Annotated in this window: 14 protein-coding genes; 11 read left to right on the plus strand and 3 right to left on the minus strand. The window is 70.7% G+C overall.

Annotated elements, in window-relative coordinates:
• Positions 1-141: 141 nt before the first annotated feature.
• A complete protein-coding gene (gene aceE, locus SZN_RS18385) occupies positions 142-2,889 on the minus strand; it encodes a pyruvate dehydrogenase (acetyl-transferring), homodimeric type (protein WP_007497191.1) in 2,748 nt (915 codons plus the stop codon).
• Positions 2,890-3,242: 353 nt separating this feature from the next.
• On the opposite strand from aceE, the gene SZN_RS18390 reads away from it, so the two are divergent.
• The 6 genes from SZN_RS18390 (at position 3,243) to SZN_RS18415 (ending at position 7,801) form a co-directional block, all read left to right on the plus strand.
• Positions 3,243-3,680, plus strand: coding sequence for a DUF3052 domain-containing protein (locus SZN_RS18390; RefSeq protein ID WP_007497193.1), 438 nt, complete (start codon positions 3,243-3,245; stop codon positions 3,678-3,680).
• A 121-nt stretch (positions 3,681-3,801) separates the two neighbouring features.
• Positions 3,802-4,260 (plus strand): peroxiredoxin, encoded by a 459-nt coding sequence (locus tag SZN_RS18395; RefSeq protein WP_007497195.1) that lies wholly within the window; start codon positions 3,802-3,804, stop codon positions 4,258-4,260.
• Positions 4,261-4,400: 140 nt separating this feature from the next.
• Positions 4,401-4,976, plus strand: coding sequence for a TerD family protein (locus tag SZN_RS18400; protein WP_007497197.1), 576 nt, complete (start codon positions 4,401-4,403; stop codon positions 4,974-4,976).
• Positions 4,977-5,097: 121 nt separating this feature from the next.
• Complete coding sequence (locus tag SZN_RS18405) at positions 5,098-5,673, plus strand: TerD family protein (protein WP_007497199.1); 576 nt, start codon at positions 5,098-5,100, stop codon at positions 5,671-5,673.
• Between the two features lie 127 nt (positions 5,674-5,800).
• Complete coding sequence (locus SZN_RS18410; protein ID WP_007497201.1) at positions 5,801-6,949, plus strand: DUF475 domain-containing protein; 1,149 nt, start codon at positions 5,801-5,803, stop codon at positions 6,947-6,949.
• Positions 6,950-7,063: 114 nt separating this feature from the next.
• On the plus strand, positions 7,064-7,801 hold the full coding sequence (locus tag SZN_RS18415) for a TerD family protein (protein WP_244313383.1): 738 nt from the start codon (positions 7,064-7,066) through the stop codon (positions 7,799-7,801).
• A gap of 49 nt (positions 7,802-7,850) precedes the next feature.
• Here the strand turns inward: SZN_RS18415 and SZN_RS18420 are convergent, their stop codons facing one another.
• Entirely contained in the window at positions 7,851-8,699 is an 849-nt protein-coding gene (locus SZN_RS18420; protein WP_007497204.1) for a TerD family protein, read from the minus strand.
• Positions 8,700-8,885: 186 nt separating this feature from the next.
• Between SZN_RS18420 and SZN_RS18425 the strand changes: the two genes are divergently transcribed.
• The 3 genes from SZN_RS18425 to SZN_RS18435 all read left to right on the plus strand — a co-directional run bounded on the left by SZN_RS18425 (position 8,886) and on the right by SZN_RS18435 (position 13,391).
• Entirely contained in the window at positions 8,886-10,052 is a 1,167-nt protein-coding gene (locus SZN_RS18425; protein ID WP_007497206.1) for an HpcH/HpaI aldolase/citrate lyase family protein, read from the plus strand.
• Between the two features lie 91 nt (positions 10,053-10,143).
• Positions 10,144-12,576 (plus strand): phosphoribosyltransferase, encoded by a 2,433-nt coding sequence (locus SZN_RS18430; RefSeq protein ID WP_007497208.1) that lies wholly within the window; start codon positions 10,144-10,146, stop codon positions 12,574-12,576.
• A complete protein-coding gene (locus SZN_RS18435) occupies positions 12,576-13,391 on the plus strand; it encodes an HAD family hydrolase (protein WP_007497210.1) in 816 nt (271 codons plus the stop codon). Before SZN_RS18430 ends, SZN_RS18435 begins: the two co-directional genes overlap by 1 nt.
• A 38-nt stretch (positions 13,392-13,429) precedes the next feature.
• Here SZN_RS18435 and SZN_RS18440 read toward each other — a convergent pair whose 3' ends face one another.
• On the minus strand, positions 13,430-13,651 hold the full coding sequence (locus SZN_RS18440) for an FmdB family zinc ribbon protein (protein WP_007497213.1): 222 nt from the start codon (positions 13,649-13,651) through the stop codon (positions 13,430-13,432).
• 216 nt (positions 13,652-13,867) lie between these two features.
• Here SZN_RS18440 and SZN_RS18445 point away from each other — a divergent pair, with 216 nt between their 5' ends.
• Entirely contained in the window at positions 13,868-16,108 is a 2,241-nt protein-coding gene (locus SZN_RS18445; protein WP_007497215.1) for a transglycosylase domain-containing protein, read from the plus strand.
• A gap of 33 nt (positions 16,109-16,141) precedes the next feature.
• Entirely contained in the window at positions 16,142-17,422 is a 1,281-nt protein-coding gene (locus SZN_RS18450; protein WP_007497217.1) for a polysaccharide deacetylase family protein, read from the plus strand.
• Positions 17,423-17,432: the final 10 nt, after the last annotated feature.

Below are 17,432 nucleotides of genomic sequence, written 5' to 3' on the forward strand. Positions count from 1 at the left end.
CGCACGAGGGGGCGCCGCGCGCGCCGCTCCCGGCGGGCCCGCGCCCCCTCGTCCCAGGGCCTGATCGCGGGAGACGCGAAGGGGCGGGGCGCCCGCAGGTGATCCGCGGGCGCCCCGCCCCTTCGCGAGGCCGCCGCGTCGCTACGCGTCGCCGCCCGCGGCGCCCGGGTCGGCCGCCGCCACGTCGAGCAGCTGGTAGCGGTCGATCGCCTGCTTCAGCGCCGACCGGTCCACCTTGCCCTCCCTGGCCAGCTCCGTCAGGACGCCCAGCACGATCGACTGCGCGTCGATGTGGAAGTGGCGCCGGGCCGCGCCCCGGGTGTCCGCGAAGCCGAAGCCGTCGGCGCCCAGCGACTGGTACGTCCCCGGCACCCACCGGGCGATCTGGTCCGGCACCGAGCGCATCCAGTCGGAGACGGCCACGAACGGCCCCTGCGCCCCGCTGAGCTTGCGCGTCACGTACGGCACCCGCTGCTCCTCCTCCGGGTGCAGCAGGTTGTGCTCCTCGCACTCCACGGCGTCGCGCCGCAGCTCGTTCCACGAGGTCGCCGACCAGACATCGGCCCGCACGTCCCACTCCTCGGCGAGGATCCGCTGCGCCTCGACGGCCCACGGCACCGCGACACCGGAGGCGAGGATCTGCGCCGGGACCGATCCCGAGGTGCCCTCGGCGATCCGGTGGACGCCCCTGAGGATGCCCTCGACGTCGACGTCCCGCGGCTCGGCCGGATGCTGGATCGGCTCGTTGTAGACGGTCAGGTAGTAGAAGACGTCCTCGCCGTGCGGGTGCTCGGCGTCCCCGCCGTACATCCGCCGCAGACCGTCCCGCACGATGTGCGCGATCTCGTACGAGTAGGCCGGGTCGTAGGCGACACAGCCCGGGTTCGTCGAGGCCAGCAGCTGCGAGTGGCCGTCGGCGTGCTGCAGGCCCTCACCGGTCAGCGTCGTACGGCCCGCGGTCGCGCCCAGGACGAAACCGCGCGCCAGCTGGTCCGACATCTGCCAGAACTGATCGCCGGTGCGCTGGAAACCGAACATCGAGTAGAAGACGTAGACCGGGATCAGCGGCTCGCCGTGGGTGGCGTACGCCGAGCCGGCCGCGATCAGCGAGGCCGTGCAGCCCGCCTCCGAGATGCCGTCGTGCAGCATCTGGCCCTGCGGCGACTCCTTGTAGGCGAGCAGCAGATCGCGGTCGACCGACTCGTACTGCTGGCCGAGCGGATTGTAGATCTTCGCACTCGGGAAGAACGAGTCCATGCCGAAGGTGCGGTACTCGTCCGGCGCGATCAGCACGAACCGCTTGCCGATCTCCTTGTCCCGCATGAGGTCCTTCAGGAGCCGGACGAAGGCCATGGTCGTCGCGATCGACTGGTGGCCGGAGCCCTTCTTCACGGTCGCGTACGCCTTGTCGTCCGGCAGTGCCAGCGGCTTGGAGCGCACCACGCGCGTGGGGACGTAACCGCCGAGCCCCTGGCGGCGGTCGTGCATGTACTGGATCTCCTCGGAGTCGCGCCCCGGGTGGTAGTACGGCGGGAGCCCGCCCTCCAGCTCCTTGTCGGCGATCGGCAGGTGCAGCCGGTCGCGGAAGCGCTTGAGGTCGTCGACCGTCAGCTTCTTCATCTGGTGCGTGGCGTTGCGGCCCTCGAAGTTGGGGCCCAGCGTCCAGCCCTTGATCGTCTTGGCGAGGATCACGGTCGGCTGGCCCTTGTGCGCCTTGGCCGCGGAGAACGCCGCGAAGATCTTCTTGTGGTCGTGGCCGCCGCGCCCCAGGTGCAGGACCTGGTCGTCGGTCATGCCCTCGACCATGGCGCGCAGCCGCTGGTCGTCGCCGAAGAAGTGGTCGCGGATGTACGCGCCGGTCTCGGTGGCGTACGTCTGGAACTGGCCGTCCGGCGTGGTGTTCATCCGGTTGACGAGGATGCCGTCGCGGTCGCGCGCCAGCAGCGGGTCCCAGGAGCGGTCCCAGATCAGCTTGATCACGTTCCAGCCGGCGCCCCGGAAGACCGACTCCAGCTCCTGGATGACCTTGCCGTTGCCCCGCACCGGGCCGTCCAGGCGCTGGAGGTTGCAGTTGACGACGAAGGTCAGGTTGTCCAGGCCCTCGCGGGCGGCGATGGACAGCTGGCCCAGCGACTCCGGCTCGTCCATCTCGCCGTCGCCCAGGAACGCCCAGACCTGCGACCTGGAGGTGTCCGCGATGCCGCGCGCCTGTATGTAGCGGTTCATCCGCGCCTGGTAGATCGCGCCGATCGGGCCGAGCCCCATCGACACGGTCGGGAACTCCCAGAAGTCCGGCATCAGCCGGGGGTGCGGGTAGGAGGACAGCCCGAACGGCGCCTTCGACTTCTCCTGGCGGAACGCGTCCAGGTTCTGCTCGCTGAGCCGGTCCAGCAGGAAGGCGCGCGCGTAGATGCCGGGGGAGGCGTGGCCCTGGAAGAAGACCTGGTCGCCGCCGTCGCCCTCGTCCTTGCCGCGGAAGAAGTGGTTGAAGCCGACGTCGTAGAGCGAGGCGGAGGACGCGAAGGTGGCGATGTGGCCGCCGACGCCGATGCCGGGGCGCTGGGCCCGGGACACCATGACCGCGGCGTTCCACCGGGTGGCGTTGAGGATCTTGCGCTCGATCTCCTCGTTGCCCGGGAAGAACGGCTCGTCCTTGGTGGCGATCGTGTTGACGTAGTCCGTGCTGCGCATCTCCGGCACCGCGACGCGCTTCTCCCGGGCCCGCTCGATCAGCCGCAGCATCAGATAGCGGGCCCGCTCCCGGCCCCGCTCGTCGACGGCGGCGTCGAGGGAGTCGAGCCACTCCTGGGTTTCCTCGGGATCGAAGTCAGGAACCTGACTCGGAAGGCCGCCAATGATGATCGGGTTGCGATCTGATCCGGAAGCCACGCTGTTCCTTACCTGTCGAAGGGCCGTGTTTCTGGGTGTCTGCACCGCTCCCCATCGTGTACCTCGGGGGACCGGACGTCATCTCTACTGTGAGGTAACAGGCGTGTGGAGAACGGTCGGGTGACCCGTGAGGGTTCCCAAACACACAAAGGGGGCAGATTGGTGTGGTGTGTATCACCCGGAGACCGGGATGATGTGCAGGGAGATGCGGTGACACGTTCAGGATCGTCACCGTTTCGGCGGTCTGAACGGCCGGGTACTTGCGCGATCCGCCCCGCCCGTGTGGACTACGGCCAATGCTTCGCGCACGCGCGTGGCTGAGACATTCCCAAGACATGATCAGGAGGCAACCCGTGAGCGCGACCGCGGACCACGCGGAGGAGCGGACGAACCCTGCCGCAAGGCTGGGGTTCCAGCCCGAGCAGGTGGTCCAGGAGATCGGCTTCGACGACGACGTCGACCAGGAGCTCCGCGAGGCCATTGAGGAAGTCATCGGCAGCGAGCTGGTGGACGAGGAGTACGACGACGTCGCCGACGCCGTGGTGCTGTGGTTCCGCGACGATGACGGCGACCTGACGGATGCGCTGGTGGACGCCACCACGTACATCGAAGAAGGCGGCTCCATCCTGCTCCTCACGCCGAAGACCGGCCGTGACGGCTACGTGGAGCCCAGCGACATCTCTGAAGCCGCGACCACGGCGGGTCTGTCGGCGGCCAAGAGCGTCAGCGTCGGCAAGGACTGGAGTGGCAGCCGTCTGGTGACGCCCAAGGCCGCGAAGGCCAAGAAGTAACCGCAGCCGGTGCCGGGCCGGGCCGATGGATCGGCCCGGCCCGGCTTTTCGTGCCGTTCCGGGCGGCGGCTGCATAGGGTGGGCATCACCCGAACAGCCCCACCGAAGGGAACGGACGACGATGGCGATCCAGGTCGGCGACAAGGCCCCCGACTTCGAGCTCAAGGACAACCACGGCGCGACCGTGCGACTGTCGGACTTCCGCGGCGCGAAGAACGTCGTCCTGCTCTTCTACCCCTTCGCCTTCACCGGCGTGTGCACCGGTGAGCTGTGCGAGGTGCGCGACAACCTGCCGCGCTTCTCCGACCGCGACACGCAGGTGCTCGCCGTCTCCAACGACTCCGTCCACACCCTGCGCGTCTTCGGCGAGCAGGAGGGCCTGGAGTACCCGCTCCTCAGCGACTTCTGGCCGCACGGCGACGTCAGCCGCGCCTACGGCGTCTTCGCCGAGGACAAGGGCTGCGCCGTGCGCGGCACGTTCGTCATCGACAAGGAGGGCGTCGTGCGCTGGACCGTCGTCAACGCCCTGCCCGACGCGCGCGACCTGGACGAGTACGTCTCGGCTCTCGACGCACTCTGACCCCAGGCGGCCCACCGACACCTGTGATTCTTCGGCCCCAAGCCCTGCGGGCCACGGGAACCCGTCACTAGGATCGAGTCGTTGATCCGATATCCAACGCACGGCGGGGCTCCCCGCCCCAGGACACCAATGGAGGACTCGTGGGAGTCAGCCTCAGCAAGGGCGGCAACGTATCACTGACCAAGGAGGCCCCCGGCCTGACCGCGGTCATCGTCGGTCTGGGGTGGGACGTCCGCACCACGACCGGCACCGACTTCGACCTCGACGCCAGTGCTCTGCTGCTGAACAACACGGGCAAGGTCGCCAACGACCAGAACTTCGTGTTCTTCAACAACCTCAAGAGCCCCGACGGCTCGGTCGAGCACACCGGCGACAACCTCACCGGTGAGGGCGAGGGCGACGACGAGCAGATCAAGATCAACCTCGCGGGCGTCCCGCTGGAGATCGAGAAGATCGTCTTCCCGGTCTCCATCTACGACGCCGAGAACCGCCAGCAGTCCTTCGGCCAGGTGCGCAACGCCTTCATCCGCGTCGTCAACCAGGCCGGCGGAGCCGAGATCGCGCGCTACGACCTCTCGGAGGACGCGTCCACCGAGACCGCGATGGTCTTCGGCGAGCTGTACCGGCACGGCGCGGAGTGGAAGTTCCGCGCCATCGGCCAGGGCTACGCGTCGGGCCTGCGCGGCATCGCGCAGGACTTCGGCGTGAACGTCTGAGGTCGCCGCCGGGGGCGTGAGCACCCCCGGCACGACGGGCTGAGTCCGGCGCCGCACCGTTTGGGTGCGGCGCCGGCTGCGCAGACAACAAGAGAAGCTTCACACGGGGAGGACCAGCATCATGGGCGTCACGCTCGCCAAGGGAGGAAACGTCTCCCTGTCCAAGGCCGCACCGAATCTCACCCAGGTGATGATCGGGCTCGGCTGGGACGCGCGCTCCACCACCGGAGCCCCCTTCGACCTCGACGCCAGCGCCCTGGTGTGCAGCGGCGGCCGGGTCATGGGCGACGAGTGGTTCGTCTTCTACAACCAGCTCACGAGCCCGGACGGCTCGGTGGAGCACACGGGGGACAACCTGACCGGTGAGGGCGACGGCGACGACGAGTCGCTGCTGATCGACCTCCCCAAGGTGCCGGCCCAGTGCGACAAGATCGTCTTTCCCGTCTCGATCCACCTGGCCGACGAGCGCGGCCAGACCTTCGGCCAGGTCACCAACGCCTTCATCCGCGTCGTCAACCAGGCCGACGGCCAGGAACTCGCCCGCTACGACCTCAGCGAGGACGCCTCCGGCGAGACGGCGATGATCTTCGGTGAGGTCTACCGCTACCAGGGGGAGTGGAAGTTCCGCGCGGTCGGGCAGGGGTACGCCTCGGGCCTTCGCGGCATCGCGCTCGACTTCGGGGTCAACGTCTCATAACGCGATATGAGCAAAACCCGGGGCAGGGTGGGGCGCGCAGGGGCGGCCGACTAGAGTGCGGCTTCAAAAGTTCGTAAAGCCGAGTGCGGCGCGGGGGAGCCCCGTACATACAGGGATTGGGTAGCCAGTGGTTCTGAAAACCTTCGGGTGGTCGTTTGCGGTCACCGCGCTCGGCCTGGTCGCGGCGTTCCTCTTCGGGGGGTGGACCGCCTTCGGTGTCGTGGCGATCCTCTCGATCCTGGAGATCTCGCTGTCCTTCGACAACGCGGTGGTCAACGCCGGGATCCTGAAGAAGATGAATGCCTTCTGGCAGAAGATCTTCCTCACCATCGGCATCCTGATCGCCGTCTTCGGCATGCGGCTGGTCTTCCCCGTCGTCATCGTCGCGGTCACCGCCCAGCTCGGGCCGATCGAGGCGGTCGACCTCGCGCTCAGCGACAAGGACAAGTACGAGGCGCTCGTCACCGACGCCCACCCGGCGATCGCCGCCTTCGGTGGCATGTTCCTGCTGATGATCTTCCTCGACTTCATCTTCGAGGACCGGGACATCAAGTGGCTGGGCCGCCTGGAGCGCCCGCTGGCCAAGCTCGGCAAGATCGACATGCTGTCGGTCTGCATCGCCCTGATCGTTCTGCTGATCACCGCGACCGTCATCGCCACCAACGCCCTCCAGCACGGCGGCACCACCGTCGACAAGTCCTCGACAGTGCTGCTGTCGGGTGTCGCGGGCCTGATCACCTACATGGTCGTCGGCGGTCTCTCCGGGTTCTTCGAGGGCAAGCTCGAAGAGGAGGAGGAGCGCGAGCACGAGGCCGAGGAGGAGGCCGAGCGCACCGGCAAGCCGCGCTCGGCGGTCGCCCTGGCCGGCAAGGCCGCGTTCTTCATGTTCCTCTACCTGGAGGTCCTGGACGCCTCGTTCTCCTTCGACGGCGTGATCGGTGCCTTCGCCATCACCAACGACATCGTCCTGATGGCGCTGGGCCTGGGCATCGGCGCGATGTACGTCCGTTCGCTGACCGTGTACCTGGTGCGCCAGGGCACCCTCGACGACTACGTCTACCTGGAGCACGGCGCCCACTACGCGATCGGCGCCCTCGCCACCATCCTGCTGGTCACCATCCGCTTCGAGATCAACGAGGTCATCACCGGCCTCATCGGCATCGTGCTGATCGGCTGGTCCTTCTGGTCCTCCGTCCGCCGCAACCGCGCACTGGCGGCCGCCGAGGGAAAAGCGCAGGGCTCGGACGAGAAGACTGAGGTCTCGTCCGGGGTGTGACACCCCCGTAGGTGAGGAACGCTCTCGACGGGGCGGCCGGACGCCGGCCGCCCCGTCGTGTTCCTCCGGACGGGCACGGTTCTTTCATGGGACGTGGGGGCGGGAATGGGCTTCTTGAGCTTCTTGGACGGACTGTGGCACCGCGGGACGCCCGAGTTCGACTCGGGCAGCGCGGCATCGAACGCGATCGAGCTGACCAAGCGGCACGACCGCGTCTCGCTCACCAAGCAGGGGGCGGCCACCGGGCATCTGCGCATCAACCTGACCTGGCGGATGCGGACCTCCGACATCGGCGGACCGCAGCGCGAGAGCCTGCTGCGGCACCCCTTCAAGGCGCTCAAGCCGCCGGAGGTGCTCGGACACAGCCAGAGCATGGTCAACGTCGACCTCGACCTGGGCTGCCTGTACGAACTGGCCGACGGCACCAAGGGAGTCGTCCAGCCGCTGGGCGGACTCCTCGGCGAGGCCAACTCCCCGCCGTACGTCAAGCTCAGCGGGGACGACCGGTTCGGCTCGGCGTCCGGGGAGACGATCTACGTCAACCTCGACCACCGGGAGAACATCAAGCGGCTGCTGGTCTTCGTGTACATCTACGACCAGACCCCGGCGTTCGACCGCACCCACGCCATCGTCACGCTCTACCCGAGCAACGGCCCCCGCATCGAGATCAGCCTCGACGAGCGGCACCCACAGGCCCGGTCCTGCGCCGTGGTGATGATCGAGAACATCAAGGACGAGATCTGGGTCCGCCGCGAGGTGAAGTTCGTCTACGGCTTCCAGGCCGAGCTGGACCGCCTCTTCGGCTGGGGACTGCAGTGGGGGCGCGGCTACAAGACCAAGGCCGAGAGGTAGGCAGGGCCCCGCCGGCCCCGGTGTGCCGCGCCCCCGAGGGGCGCCCGCGTCAGCGTCCGATGAACTGCGGACCCTGCGGCGGCAGCCGGAAGCCCCCGTCGGGCGCCGCGGCCGTCAGCGGGGGCGGATAGCCGTAGCCCGAGGGGGCCGCGGCCTGCGCGCTCGCCGGCTGCGGATAGCCGTAGGCCGGCTGCGTGGCCGGGGGCTGCTGGGGATAGCCGTAGGCGGGCTGGGTCACCGGCGGCTGCTGGGGGAATCCGTACGCCGGCTGGGGCGGCACGGTCGCCGCGGGCTGCTCCGGGGGCAGCGGCCGGGCGCCCTCGGGGGCCGCGGGCGCCGGATCGGGGGCCACCTCCGACTCGTCCACCAGGATGCCGAAGTCCGTGGCCAGCCCCCGCAGACCGTCCGAGTAGCCCTCGCCCAGCGCGCGGAACTTCCAGCCCTCGCCCCGCCGGTACAGCTCCCCGCAGATCAGCGCGGTCTCCTCGCCGGTCTCCGGCGTGACGTCGAAGTACGCCAGCGCCTGCCCCCCGGGGGCGGCGGCGTCGTACAGCACGATGCGCAGATCGCGGACCCGGTCGAAGGCCACGCCCTCCGCCGAGGCGACCAGCAGGATCCGACCGACGCCGGGATCGACACCCGCCAGATCTGTCTGGATCGTGTCGGTGAGGCCCTCGGCCCCGCGCTTCTTGCCCAGCCGCCAGACCTTGCCCGAGGGATGCCGGGGCTGGTTGTAGAAGACGAAGTCCTCGTCGGAGCGCACCCGGCCGTCGAGACCCAGGAGCAGCGCGGAGGCGTCGACGTCCGGAACTCCCGGCCCCTGCGCCCAGCGCAGCACCGCACGTACCGTGGTGACCTCCAGCGGGACGTTCGACCCCTTCAGCATCGCGTGCGTCATGCGGTCATCCTGCCCTCTCCGTCCTGGTCACGACAACGCGGGGTGCGCGGAGCGTGCACATCCGTAACGATCCCCGTTACCAGAAATTCATGCCCTGCGGGAACCCCCGACAGGGGTATCTACGTACTATTACCGGCCACCTGTGAACAGGTCACAGGGGTCACCGAGCCGCCACGGGGGAGCTCCATGCGTCACTTCGGGCACATCGCCCCGGAGGTGCGACAGCGCCTCTTCCACCGGGAGCCGGGCAGCTTCACCGCCGGCTCCCCGGCCCGGCTGCTGTCCGTGGCCCTCGGCGCCACCCTCTACAGCCCGGCCACCCGGCCCCGGCTCGCCGACGACATCGTCAAGCAGACCGGACGCGGCGTGGTCTCGATGGTGCTGTGCCTGGAGGACTCCATCGGCGACGACGACGTGGCCGACGGCGAGGACAACCTGGTCCGGCAGTTCGCCGCCCTCGACGCCGCGGCCGGCGTGGAGCCGCCCCTGCTGTTCGTCCGCGTCCGCACCCCCGGGCAGATCCCCGACCTGGTGCGCCGCCTCGGGCCCACCGCCCGGCTGCTCTCCGGATTCGTGCTGCCGAAGTTCACCGAGGAACGCGGCGTGCCGTTCCTGGAGGCCCTGGCGGGCGCCGAGGCGCACAGCGGACGCCGGCTGTTCGCGATGCCGGTCCTGGAGTCGCCCGAACTGCTCTACCGCGAGTCGCGCGTCGAAACCCTCCAGGGCGTGGCCCGCGCGGTCGACAAGTACCGGGAGCGGGTCCTCGCCCTGCGCCTGGGCGTCACCGACTTCTGCTCGTCGTACGGGCTGCGCCGGCCTCCCGACATGACCGCCTACGACGTCCAGGTCGTCGCCGACGTCATCGCCGACGTGGTCAACATGCTCGGCCGGGCCGACGGCACCGGCTTCACCGTGACCGGACCCGTCTGGGAGTACTTCCGCGTCCAGGAGCGCATGTTCAAGCCGCAGCTGCGACGCAGCCCCTTCCTGGAGGGCCAGGCCGAGCGGCTGCGCGAGGCCCTGCTCGAACACTCCATGGACGGCCTGCTCCGCGAGATCACCCTCGACCACGCCAACGGCCTGCTCGGCAAGACCTGCATCCACCCCTCCCACGTCCTGCCCGTGCACGCGCTCTCCGTCGTCAGCCACGAGGAGTACAGCGACGCCCACGACATCCTGCGCCCCGAGTGCGGCGCCGGAGGCGTGCTCAGGTCGCAGTACACGAACAAGATGAACGAGGTGAAGCCGCACCGCGCCTGGGCCGAGCGGACCATGCTGCGCGCCGAGGTGTTCGGCGTGGCCAACGAGGACATCGGCTTCGTGGAACTGCTCGCCGCCGGGATCCCGTCCTGAACGTGACGGGCCGCCACCGCGCACCCGGCACCCCCGCCCACCCGCCGGCCGGCACCCGGCACCCCCGCCCGCCTCTCCTCCACAGGGACGTATGAACAACGCAGCGAACGACGGGATCTGGTCCGGTAGCTGGGTCGCCGAGCGGCTCGGGGTCCGGCTCACGGGCGACGACACCCTCACCCCGATGCTGGGCCTTGCCCTGCGCCGCAACCCCAGACGGGCCCATCTCCTCGTCTCCAACGTGCTCGGCAAGCACGTACCGCAGTCGCCCTCCGTGGTGTACGGCGCCGGATTCGGCCTCGGCCGCCGGGTGCGCGCGCTGCTGGGCGCCGAGGAGGCCGCCCGCGCCGTCGTCCTCGGCTACGCGGAGACCGCCACCGGCCTCGGCCACTCCGTCGCCGACGGCCTCGGCACCGCGCCCTGCCTGCACTCCACCCGCCGCCCGGTCGCCGGGGTGCCCCGGGCGGGCGGCTTCGAGGAGTCCCACTCGCACGCCACCTCCCACCTGCTGCTCCCGCAGGACCCGGCGCTGCTGGCCGGCGACGGGCCGCTGGTGCTGGTCGACGACGAGTTCTCCACCGGGAACACCGTGCTGAACACCGTGCGCGACCTCCACGCGCGCCACCCCCGGCGGCGGTACGTGGTGGTCGCGCTGGTCGACATGCGCTCGCCCGAGGACGCCGGACGGCTGGCGGAGTTCGCCCGGGGGATCGGCGCCCGGGTGGACCTGGTCGCGGCCGCCTCCGGCACCGTGAGCCTGCCGGAGGGGGTGCTGGACAAGGGCCGGGAGCTGGTGGCGCGGCACGAGACCCGGGACGCCGCACCGGACGCCCCCGCCGGCTCCCGCGCCGTCCGGGCCGACCTCGGCTGGCCCGCCGGCCTGCCCGACGGCGGCCGGCACGGCTTCACGCCCGCCCACCGCACCCGCCTGGAGGCCGCCCTCCCCGCCATGGCCGCGCGGCTCGCCGAGGCCCTGCCCGAGGGCGCCCGCCGCGTCCACGTGCTCGGCTTCGAGGAGCTGATGTACGCGCCCCTCCGGCTCGCCGGCGCACTCGAACAGGCCACGGACGCCGGCGTCACCTTCTCGACCACCACCCGCTCACCCGTCCTGGCCGTCGACGACCCCGGCTACGCGATCCGCACCCGGCTCGCCTTCCCCGCCCACGACGACCCCGGCGACGGGCCGGGCGAACGCTACGCGTACAACATCGCGGGCGCCGGGTTCGACGCCGTGGCCGTGATCGTCGACTCCGTCGCCGACACCCCGGCCCTGCACGCCCCCGGCGGGCTCCTCGCCCGGCTGGCCGCCCACACCCCGCACGTCGTCCTGGCGGTGATCCCCTCGTACGTCCCCGAAAGGCCCTCCATGCTGCCCGAGCCCCTGCGCGGCCCCGCGTTCTCCTCGTACCCGCCCGAGGAGGTCGGCTGGCTCCTCCAGGACCTGTCGGACACCGCCCTGGAGGCGCCCACCGAGGAGCGTGAGGAGGCGATCCAGCGCGGCGGCGCCCACTACGCCGAGTCGCTCCCGGTGGAGTACCAGCCCAGCGAGCAGTACCAGGAGCTGTTCCGGGCCGCCCTGCGGGAGTCGGCGGGCCGGCTCGCCCGTGCCGTCGGCGCGGTCACCGAACTGGTCCTCGCCGAGCGCTCCCCGCGCCCGGTCCTCGTCTCCCTCGCCCGCGCGGGCACCCCCGTCGGCATCCTGATGCGCCGCTGGGCCCGCTTCCGCCACGGCCTCGACCTGCCCCACTACGCCGTGTCCATCGTGCGCGGCCGGGGCATCGACGCCAACGCGCTGCGCTGGCTGGCCGCCCACCACGACCCGCGGGACGTGGTCTTCGTCGACGGCTGGACCGGCAAGGGCGCCATCACCCGCGAACTGACCGACGCGATCCGCGCGTTCGAGGCGTCCGACGGCATCACCGGCTTCGACCCGGAGATCGCCGTGCTGGCCGACCCCGGCTCCTGCGTGCGCACCTACGGCACCCGCGAGGACTACCTCATCCCCTCCGCCTGCCTGAACTCCACGGTCTCCGGCCTGGTCTCGCGCACCGTGCTCCGGGCCGACCTGGTCGGCCCGCACGACTACCACGGCGCCAAGTTCTACCGCGAACTCGCCGCCTCCGACGTCTCCGTGGCCTTCCTCGACGCCGTCTGCGACCGCTTCCCGGAGCTCACGGACGCCGTCGACCAGACCGCGAAGGAACTGCTCGCCGCCGACCGCGAGCCGACCTGGGAGGGCTGGGCCGCCGTGGAGCGCATCAGCGAGGAGTACGGCATCCACGACGTCAACCTCGTCAAGCCCGGCGTCGGCGAGACCACCCGGGTGCTGCTGCGCCGGGTGCCCTGGAAGATCCTGGCGCGCGCCGGAGCCGGCGCCGACCTGGACCACGTACGCCTGCTCGCCGCCCAGCGCGGGGTACCGGTGGAGGAGGTGGCCGGCCTGCCCTACACCTGCGTCGGGCTGATCCACCCCGCGTACACGCGGGGCGCGACCGGCGCCGACGGCCGGGCGGTGAACGTCTGATGCCGGTGCTGGTGGCCAGTGACCTCGACCGTACGCTGATCTACTCCGCCGCGGCCCTCGCCCTGACCATGCCGGACCCGCGGGCGCCCCGGCTGCTGTGCGTGGAGGTGCACGAGAGCAGACCGCTGTCCTACCTGACCGAGACCGCGGCCCGGCTCCTGACCGAACTCGGCGACGAGGCCGTCTTCGTGCCGACCACGACCCGCACCCGCAAGCAGTACCAGCGCATCAACCTGCCCGGACCCGCCCCGGCCTACGCGATCTGCGCCAACGGCGGCCGGCTGCTGGTCGACGGCGTCAGCGACCCCGACTGGAGCGCGCGGGTGGCGGCGCGGCTCGCCGAGCGGTGCGCCCCGCTGGCGGAGGTCCGCGACCACCTGATGGCCACCGCGGACCCGCTGTGGGCGCGCAAGCACCGCATCGCCGAGGACCTCTTCGCCTATCTCGTCGTCGAGCGCGAACTGCTGCCCGAGGACTGGGTGAAGGAACTCGCCGCGTGGGCGGAGGGCCGCGGCTGGACGGTGTCCCTCCAGGGCCGCAAGATCTACGCCGTCCCCAAGCCGCTCACCAAGAGCGCCGCCGTGCGCGAGGTCGCCCGGCGCACCGGCGCCGATCTGACGCTCGCCGCCGGCGACTCGCTGCTGGACGCCGACCTCCTGCTCGCCGCCGACCGGGGCTGGCGCCCCGGCCACGGCGAACTCGCGGACTCCGGCTGGACCGCCCCGGCGGTCAGCGCGCTGCCGGAACGCGGGGTCCTGGCGGGGGAGCGCATCCTCAGGGAGTTCCTGAAGGCGACCAGGGCGTCCGCCCCGTAGGGCCGGGGCGGAGGCCCTGGTCGCCCCGGCACCGGGCGTCAGCCGCAGCGGCCGCCGCCGCAGCAGCCTCCGCCCCCGCCGCCGCCCGCCGAGGGCGCGGCGGGCGCGGAGGCGGTGCCGCCGACGGCCACGGCCGACAGGAGCTTGACCGTGTCGTCGTGTCCGGCCGGGCAGCTCGCCGGGGCGGACGACTGCGCCATCGGGCGGTTCAGTTCGAAGGTGTCGCCGCATTCGCGGCAGCGGTACTCGTAGCGAGGCATGGACGGAAGACTAGTCGGCGTGACCGGATACACACCCCTCTGCGGCCGTATGTGACCGACGCTGCTCGGTACCGGTGTGGAGGAATTGAAAAGTGCGCTGATATTTTCGACGGACACGTGGAGCCGTAAGGCCGGGAAACAGAGAGCACGCCGCCGCGGACCAGGGCGGACCGCCGATCCCGCGTGCACGACGGACAGCGGGGAGGGGGCGCGGCCATGACCAGGGCTGGGCAGGAAGGGCCGGAGCCGGACGAGACCATGCAGTTGAAGGTCCCCCCGCCCCCGGCGGACGAGACCATGCAGCTGCGGACCGCCGACCTGGACCCGGTACGGGCCGAGATCGCCGCCGCCGAGAGCCGCACGGGCGAGGGCGCCAAGGGCGACGCCCGCGCGGAGGGCCGCAGCCGCAGAGCACCGCGCCCGTCCCTCCTCGCCCGCGCCAAGGTCCTCGCCGCCCCCCTGACGGCCCGCCTCGCCGCCTGGGCGGCCTTCCTCACGCCCTGGCTTCGGCGCATGCGCCCGGACTACCCCCGGCCCGGCCGCGAGGGCTGGCGCCGCTGGGTGCCCACCTGGCGGCAGGGCGCCGGAGCCGTCCTGACGTGCTTCGGACTGAGCACCGTCTTCCTCGGCGTGTCCTACGCCGCCACCGACATCCCCGACAACCTCAACTCGTACGCCACCCAGCAGGACAACGTCTACTTCTGGTCGGACGGCACCCCCATGGCCCGCACCGGCTGGGTACGGCGGCAGAACATGCCCCTGAAGGACATACCCGAGGACGTCCGCTGGGCCGTCCTCGCCGCCGAGAACGCGAGCTTCTACAGCGACCCCGGCATATCCCTGAGCGGACTCACCCGCGCCGTGTGGCGCACCTTCGGCGAGGGCGACACCCAGGGCGGCTCCACGATCACCCAGCAGTACGTGAAGAACGTCTACCTCAGCCAGGACCGCTCGGTCAGCCGCAAGTTCACCGAGGCGATGCTCGCCCTCAAGCTCGACAACCGGATGAGCAAGGACGACATCCTGGAGGGCTATCTCAACACCAGCTGGTTCGGCCGCGGCACCTACGGCATGCAGCGCGCCGCGCAGGCCTACTACGGCAAGGACGTGCGCGAACTCAACGCCAGCGAGGCCGCGTTCCTCGCCTCCCTCCTCAAGGGCGCGGGCCTGTACGACCCCGCGCTGAGCAAGGCCAACCGCGAGCGGGCCGTGGAGCGCTGGTCCTGGATCCTCGACCGCATGGTCGACCTGGGCAAGCTGCCGGCCTCGGAGCGGGCGAAGTACCGGAAGTTCCCCGAGCCGCTGAAGCAGGCCGTCAGCAACGACACCGGCAAGCAGAGCGACTACCTGGTGGAACTCGCGGCGCAGTACGCGAAGAAGTCCGCGGGCATCCCCGACAAGGAGTTCGACCTCGGCGGCTACCAGATCTACACGACCTTCGACCGCGAGCGGGAGAACGCGCTGACCGCCGCCGTCACCAAGGCCCGCACCAAGTCGGTGAAGGACGACCCCGCCCGCGCCAAGGCCGCCCACTACGGCGCCGCCTCCGTGGCCACCGACGGCCGCATCCTCGCCGTCTACGGCGGCGCCGACCACCGCAAGCAGGGCTACAACGAGTCCAACGCCACCACCGTGCCCGCCGGCTCGGCCTTCACGCCCTTCGTGTACGCCGCGGCGCTCCAGAACGGCGTGCGCACCACCCGCGACGGCCCGGTCACCCCGGTCACCCCGCAGACCCTCTACAACGGCGACAGCGGCATCCCGGTCACCACGCCCGAGGGGCCGTACTGGGACCGCGGCGGCAAACGGGTCGCCGTGCCCAACGACGGCAAGAAGGACTACGGCCAGATCAGCCTGCACCAGGCGCTCGCCCAGTCGGTGAACACGCCGTTCATGCAGCTCGGCATGGACACCGGACTGGACAAGGTGCGCAAGACCGCGCTGGCCGCCGGGCTGCTCTCCTCCAGCTTCGGGCCGCAGGTGCCCGCGATGTCGCTGGGCAGCGCCACCCCCAGCGCCATCCGCATGGCCAGCGGATACGCCACCTTCGCCGCCGAGGGCAACCACGTCGAGCCGTACTCCGTCTCCCGGATCACCCGCAACGGCTCCAAGGTGGCCCTGGAGCGGCCCGACCGGCGCCGCGCGATGTCCCCGCAGGTCGCCGAGCAGGTCCAGTCCGCGCTGCGGGACTCCCTGCGGCTGGCCGACCCGGCCGCCGCGGACAGCGCCCCGCAGGCGGCCGGGAAACGCGGCACCACCCAGGACGACACCGCGTCCTGGTACACAGGCACCGTCTCCGAGGTCTCGACCGCCGTCGTGGCCTACCGCATCGATCTGGCCAAGAGCCTCGAACCACTGCCCCTGAAGGGTCTCGCCGGCACCCGGACCGACAGCGTCCCGTACGCGATCTGGTCCGGTGCCCTGGGCCTCGACCGACCTGTGGACCGGTCTTCCTGATCCCCTGACCTCCCCTCGCAGAATGAGCCGCGCATGAAGTCACCGTCCGGTCGCCGCCGCCGACCCCGCGAACCCCGCCGCAATCCGCCGCCGGGAAAGCTGACCCTGGCCGCCCTCCTCGTCGTCGCCTCGCTCGTCGCCGGCTACCTGGCCCTCAACGGCGCCGGCGACACCGCCCCGACCGCGTCCTCCGGGCCGCAGGACGGCGCGCGCGGCGGGGGGCCGAGCGGCGAACCCGAGTGGGACGGCAAGACCAAGGTCATCGGTGACGGCTCCACCTCGTACACCGGGCCCCAGCGGCAGCGGCTCAAGCCCGTGCCGCTCAAGTCCGGTGAGAAACCGCCCCAGTTCGTGGTGTTCTCGTGGGACGGCGCCCTCCAGGGCAGCGACCAGCTCTTCTCGCACTACCGCAAGATGGCGCAGCAGTACGACGCCCGCATGACGTTCTTCCTCACCGGGATCTACCTGCTGCCCAAGGACAAGAAGAACCTCTACAACCCGCCCATGAATCCCCAGGGTTCGGCCGCCATCAGCTACCCCACGGACGAGCACATCCGCACGACCCTGGACCAGCTCGGCAAGGCGTGGAAGGAGGGCAACGAGATCGGCACCCACTTCAACGGGCACTTCTGCGGGGCCAAGGGCGGCGGCGACTGGAGCGTCCAGCAGTGGAAGAGCGAGATCGACCAGTTCTACTCGTTCGCCACCAAGTGGAAGACCAACACCGGCAACACCGATCTGGCGCCCCTGCCCTTCGACTTCCGCAAGGAGGTCGTCGGAGGCCGCGCACCCTGCCTGGAGGGCCAGGAGAACCTGCTGAAGGCCGCCAAGGACTACAACTGGCGCTACGACGCCAGCTCCACCGGCGACTTCCAGATATGGCCGCGCAAGAAGGCGGGCATATGGGACTTCCCGCTCCAGATGCTCCCCTACAAGGGCCGTGACTTCCAGGGCCTGTCCATGGACTTCAACTTCCTCTACAACCAGTCCGAGGGCAAGACCGACGGCGACCCGGCCAAGTGGTCCCAGTGGCAGCAGGAGACCCTCGACACCTACATGGCCGGCTTCAACCGCGTCTACTACGGCAGCAGGGCGCCGATGTTCATCGGCAACCACTTCGAGCAGTGGAACGGCGGCATCTACATGAAGGCCGTCGACCAGATGATCAAGAACGTCTGCACCAAGAAGGGCGTCAAGTGCGTGTCCTTCAGGGAACTCGCCGACTGGATGGACGTCCAGAAGCCCGAGACGCTCGACCGGCTGCGCAACCTCGACCCGGCCCAGTCGCCCGACTGGTCGACCGTGGTGAAGTAGCGGCCGCGGT

The sequence above is a fragment of the Streptomyces zinciresistens K42 genome (assembly GCF_000225525.1).
GTDB lineage: Bacteria > Actinomycetota > Actinomycetes > Streptomycetales > Streptomycetaceae > Streptomyces > Streptomyces zinciresistens.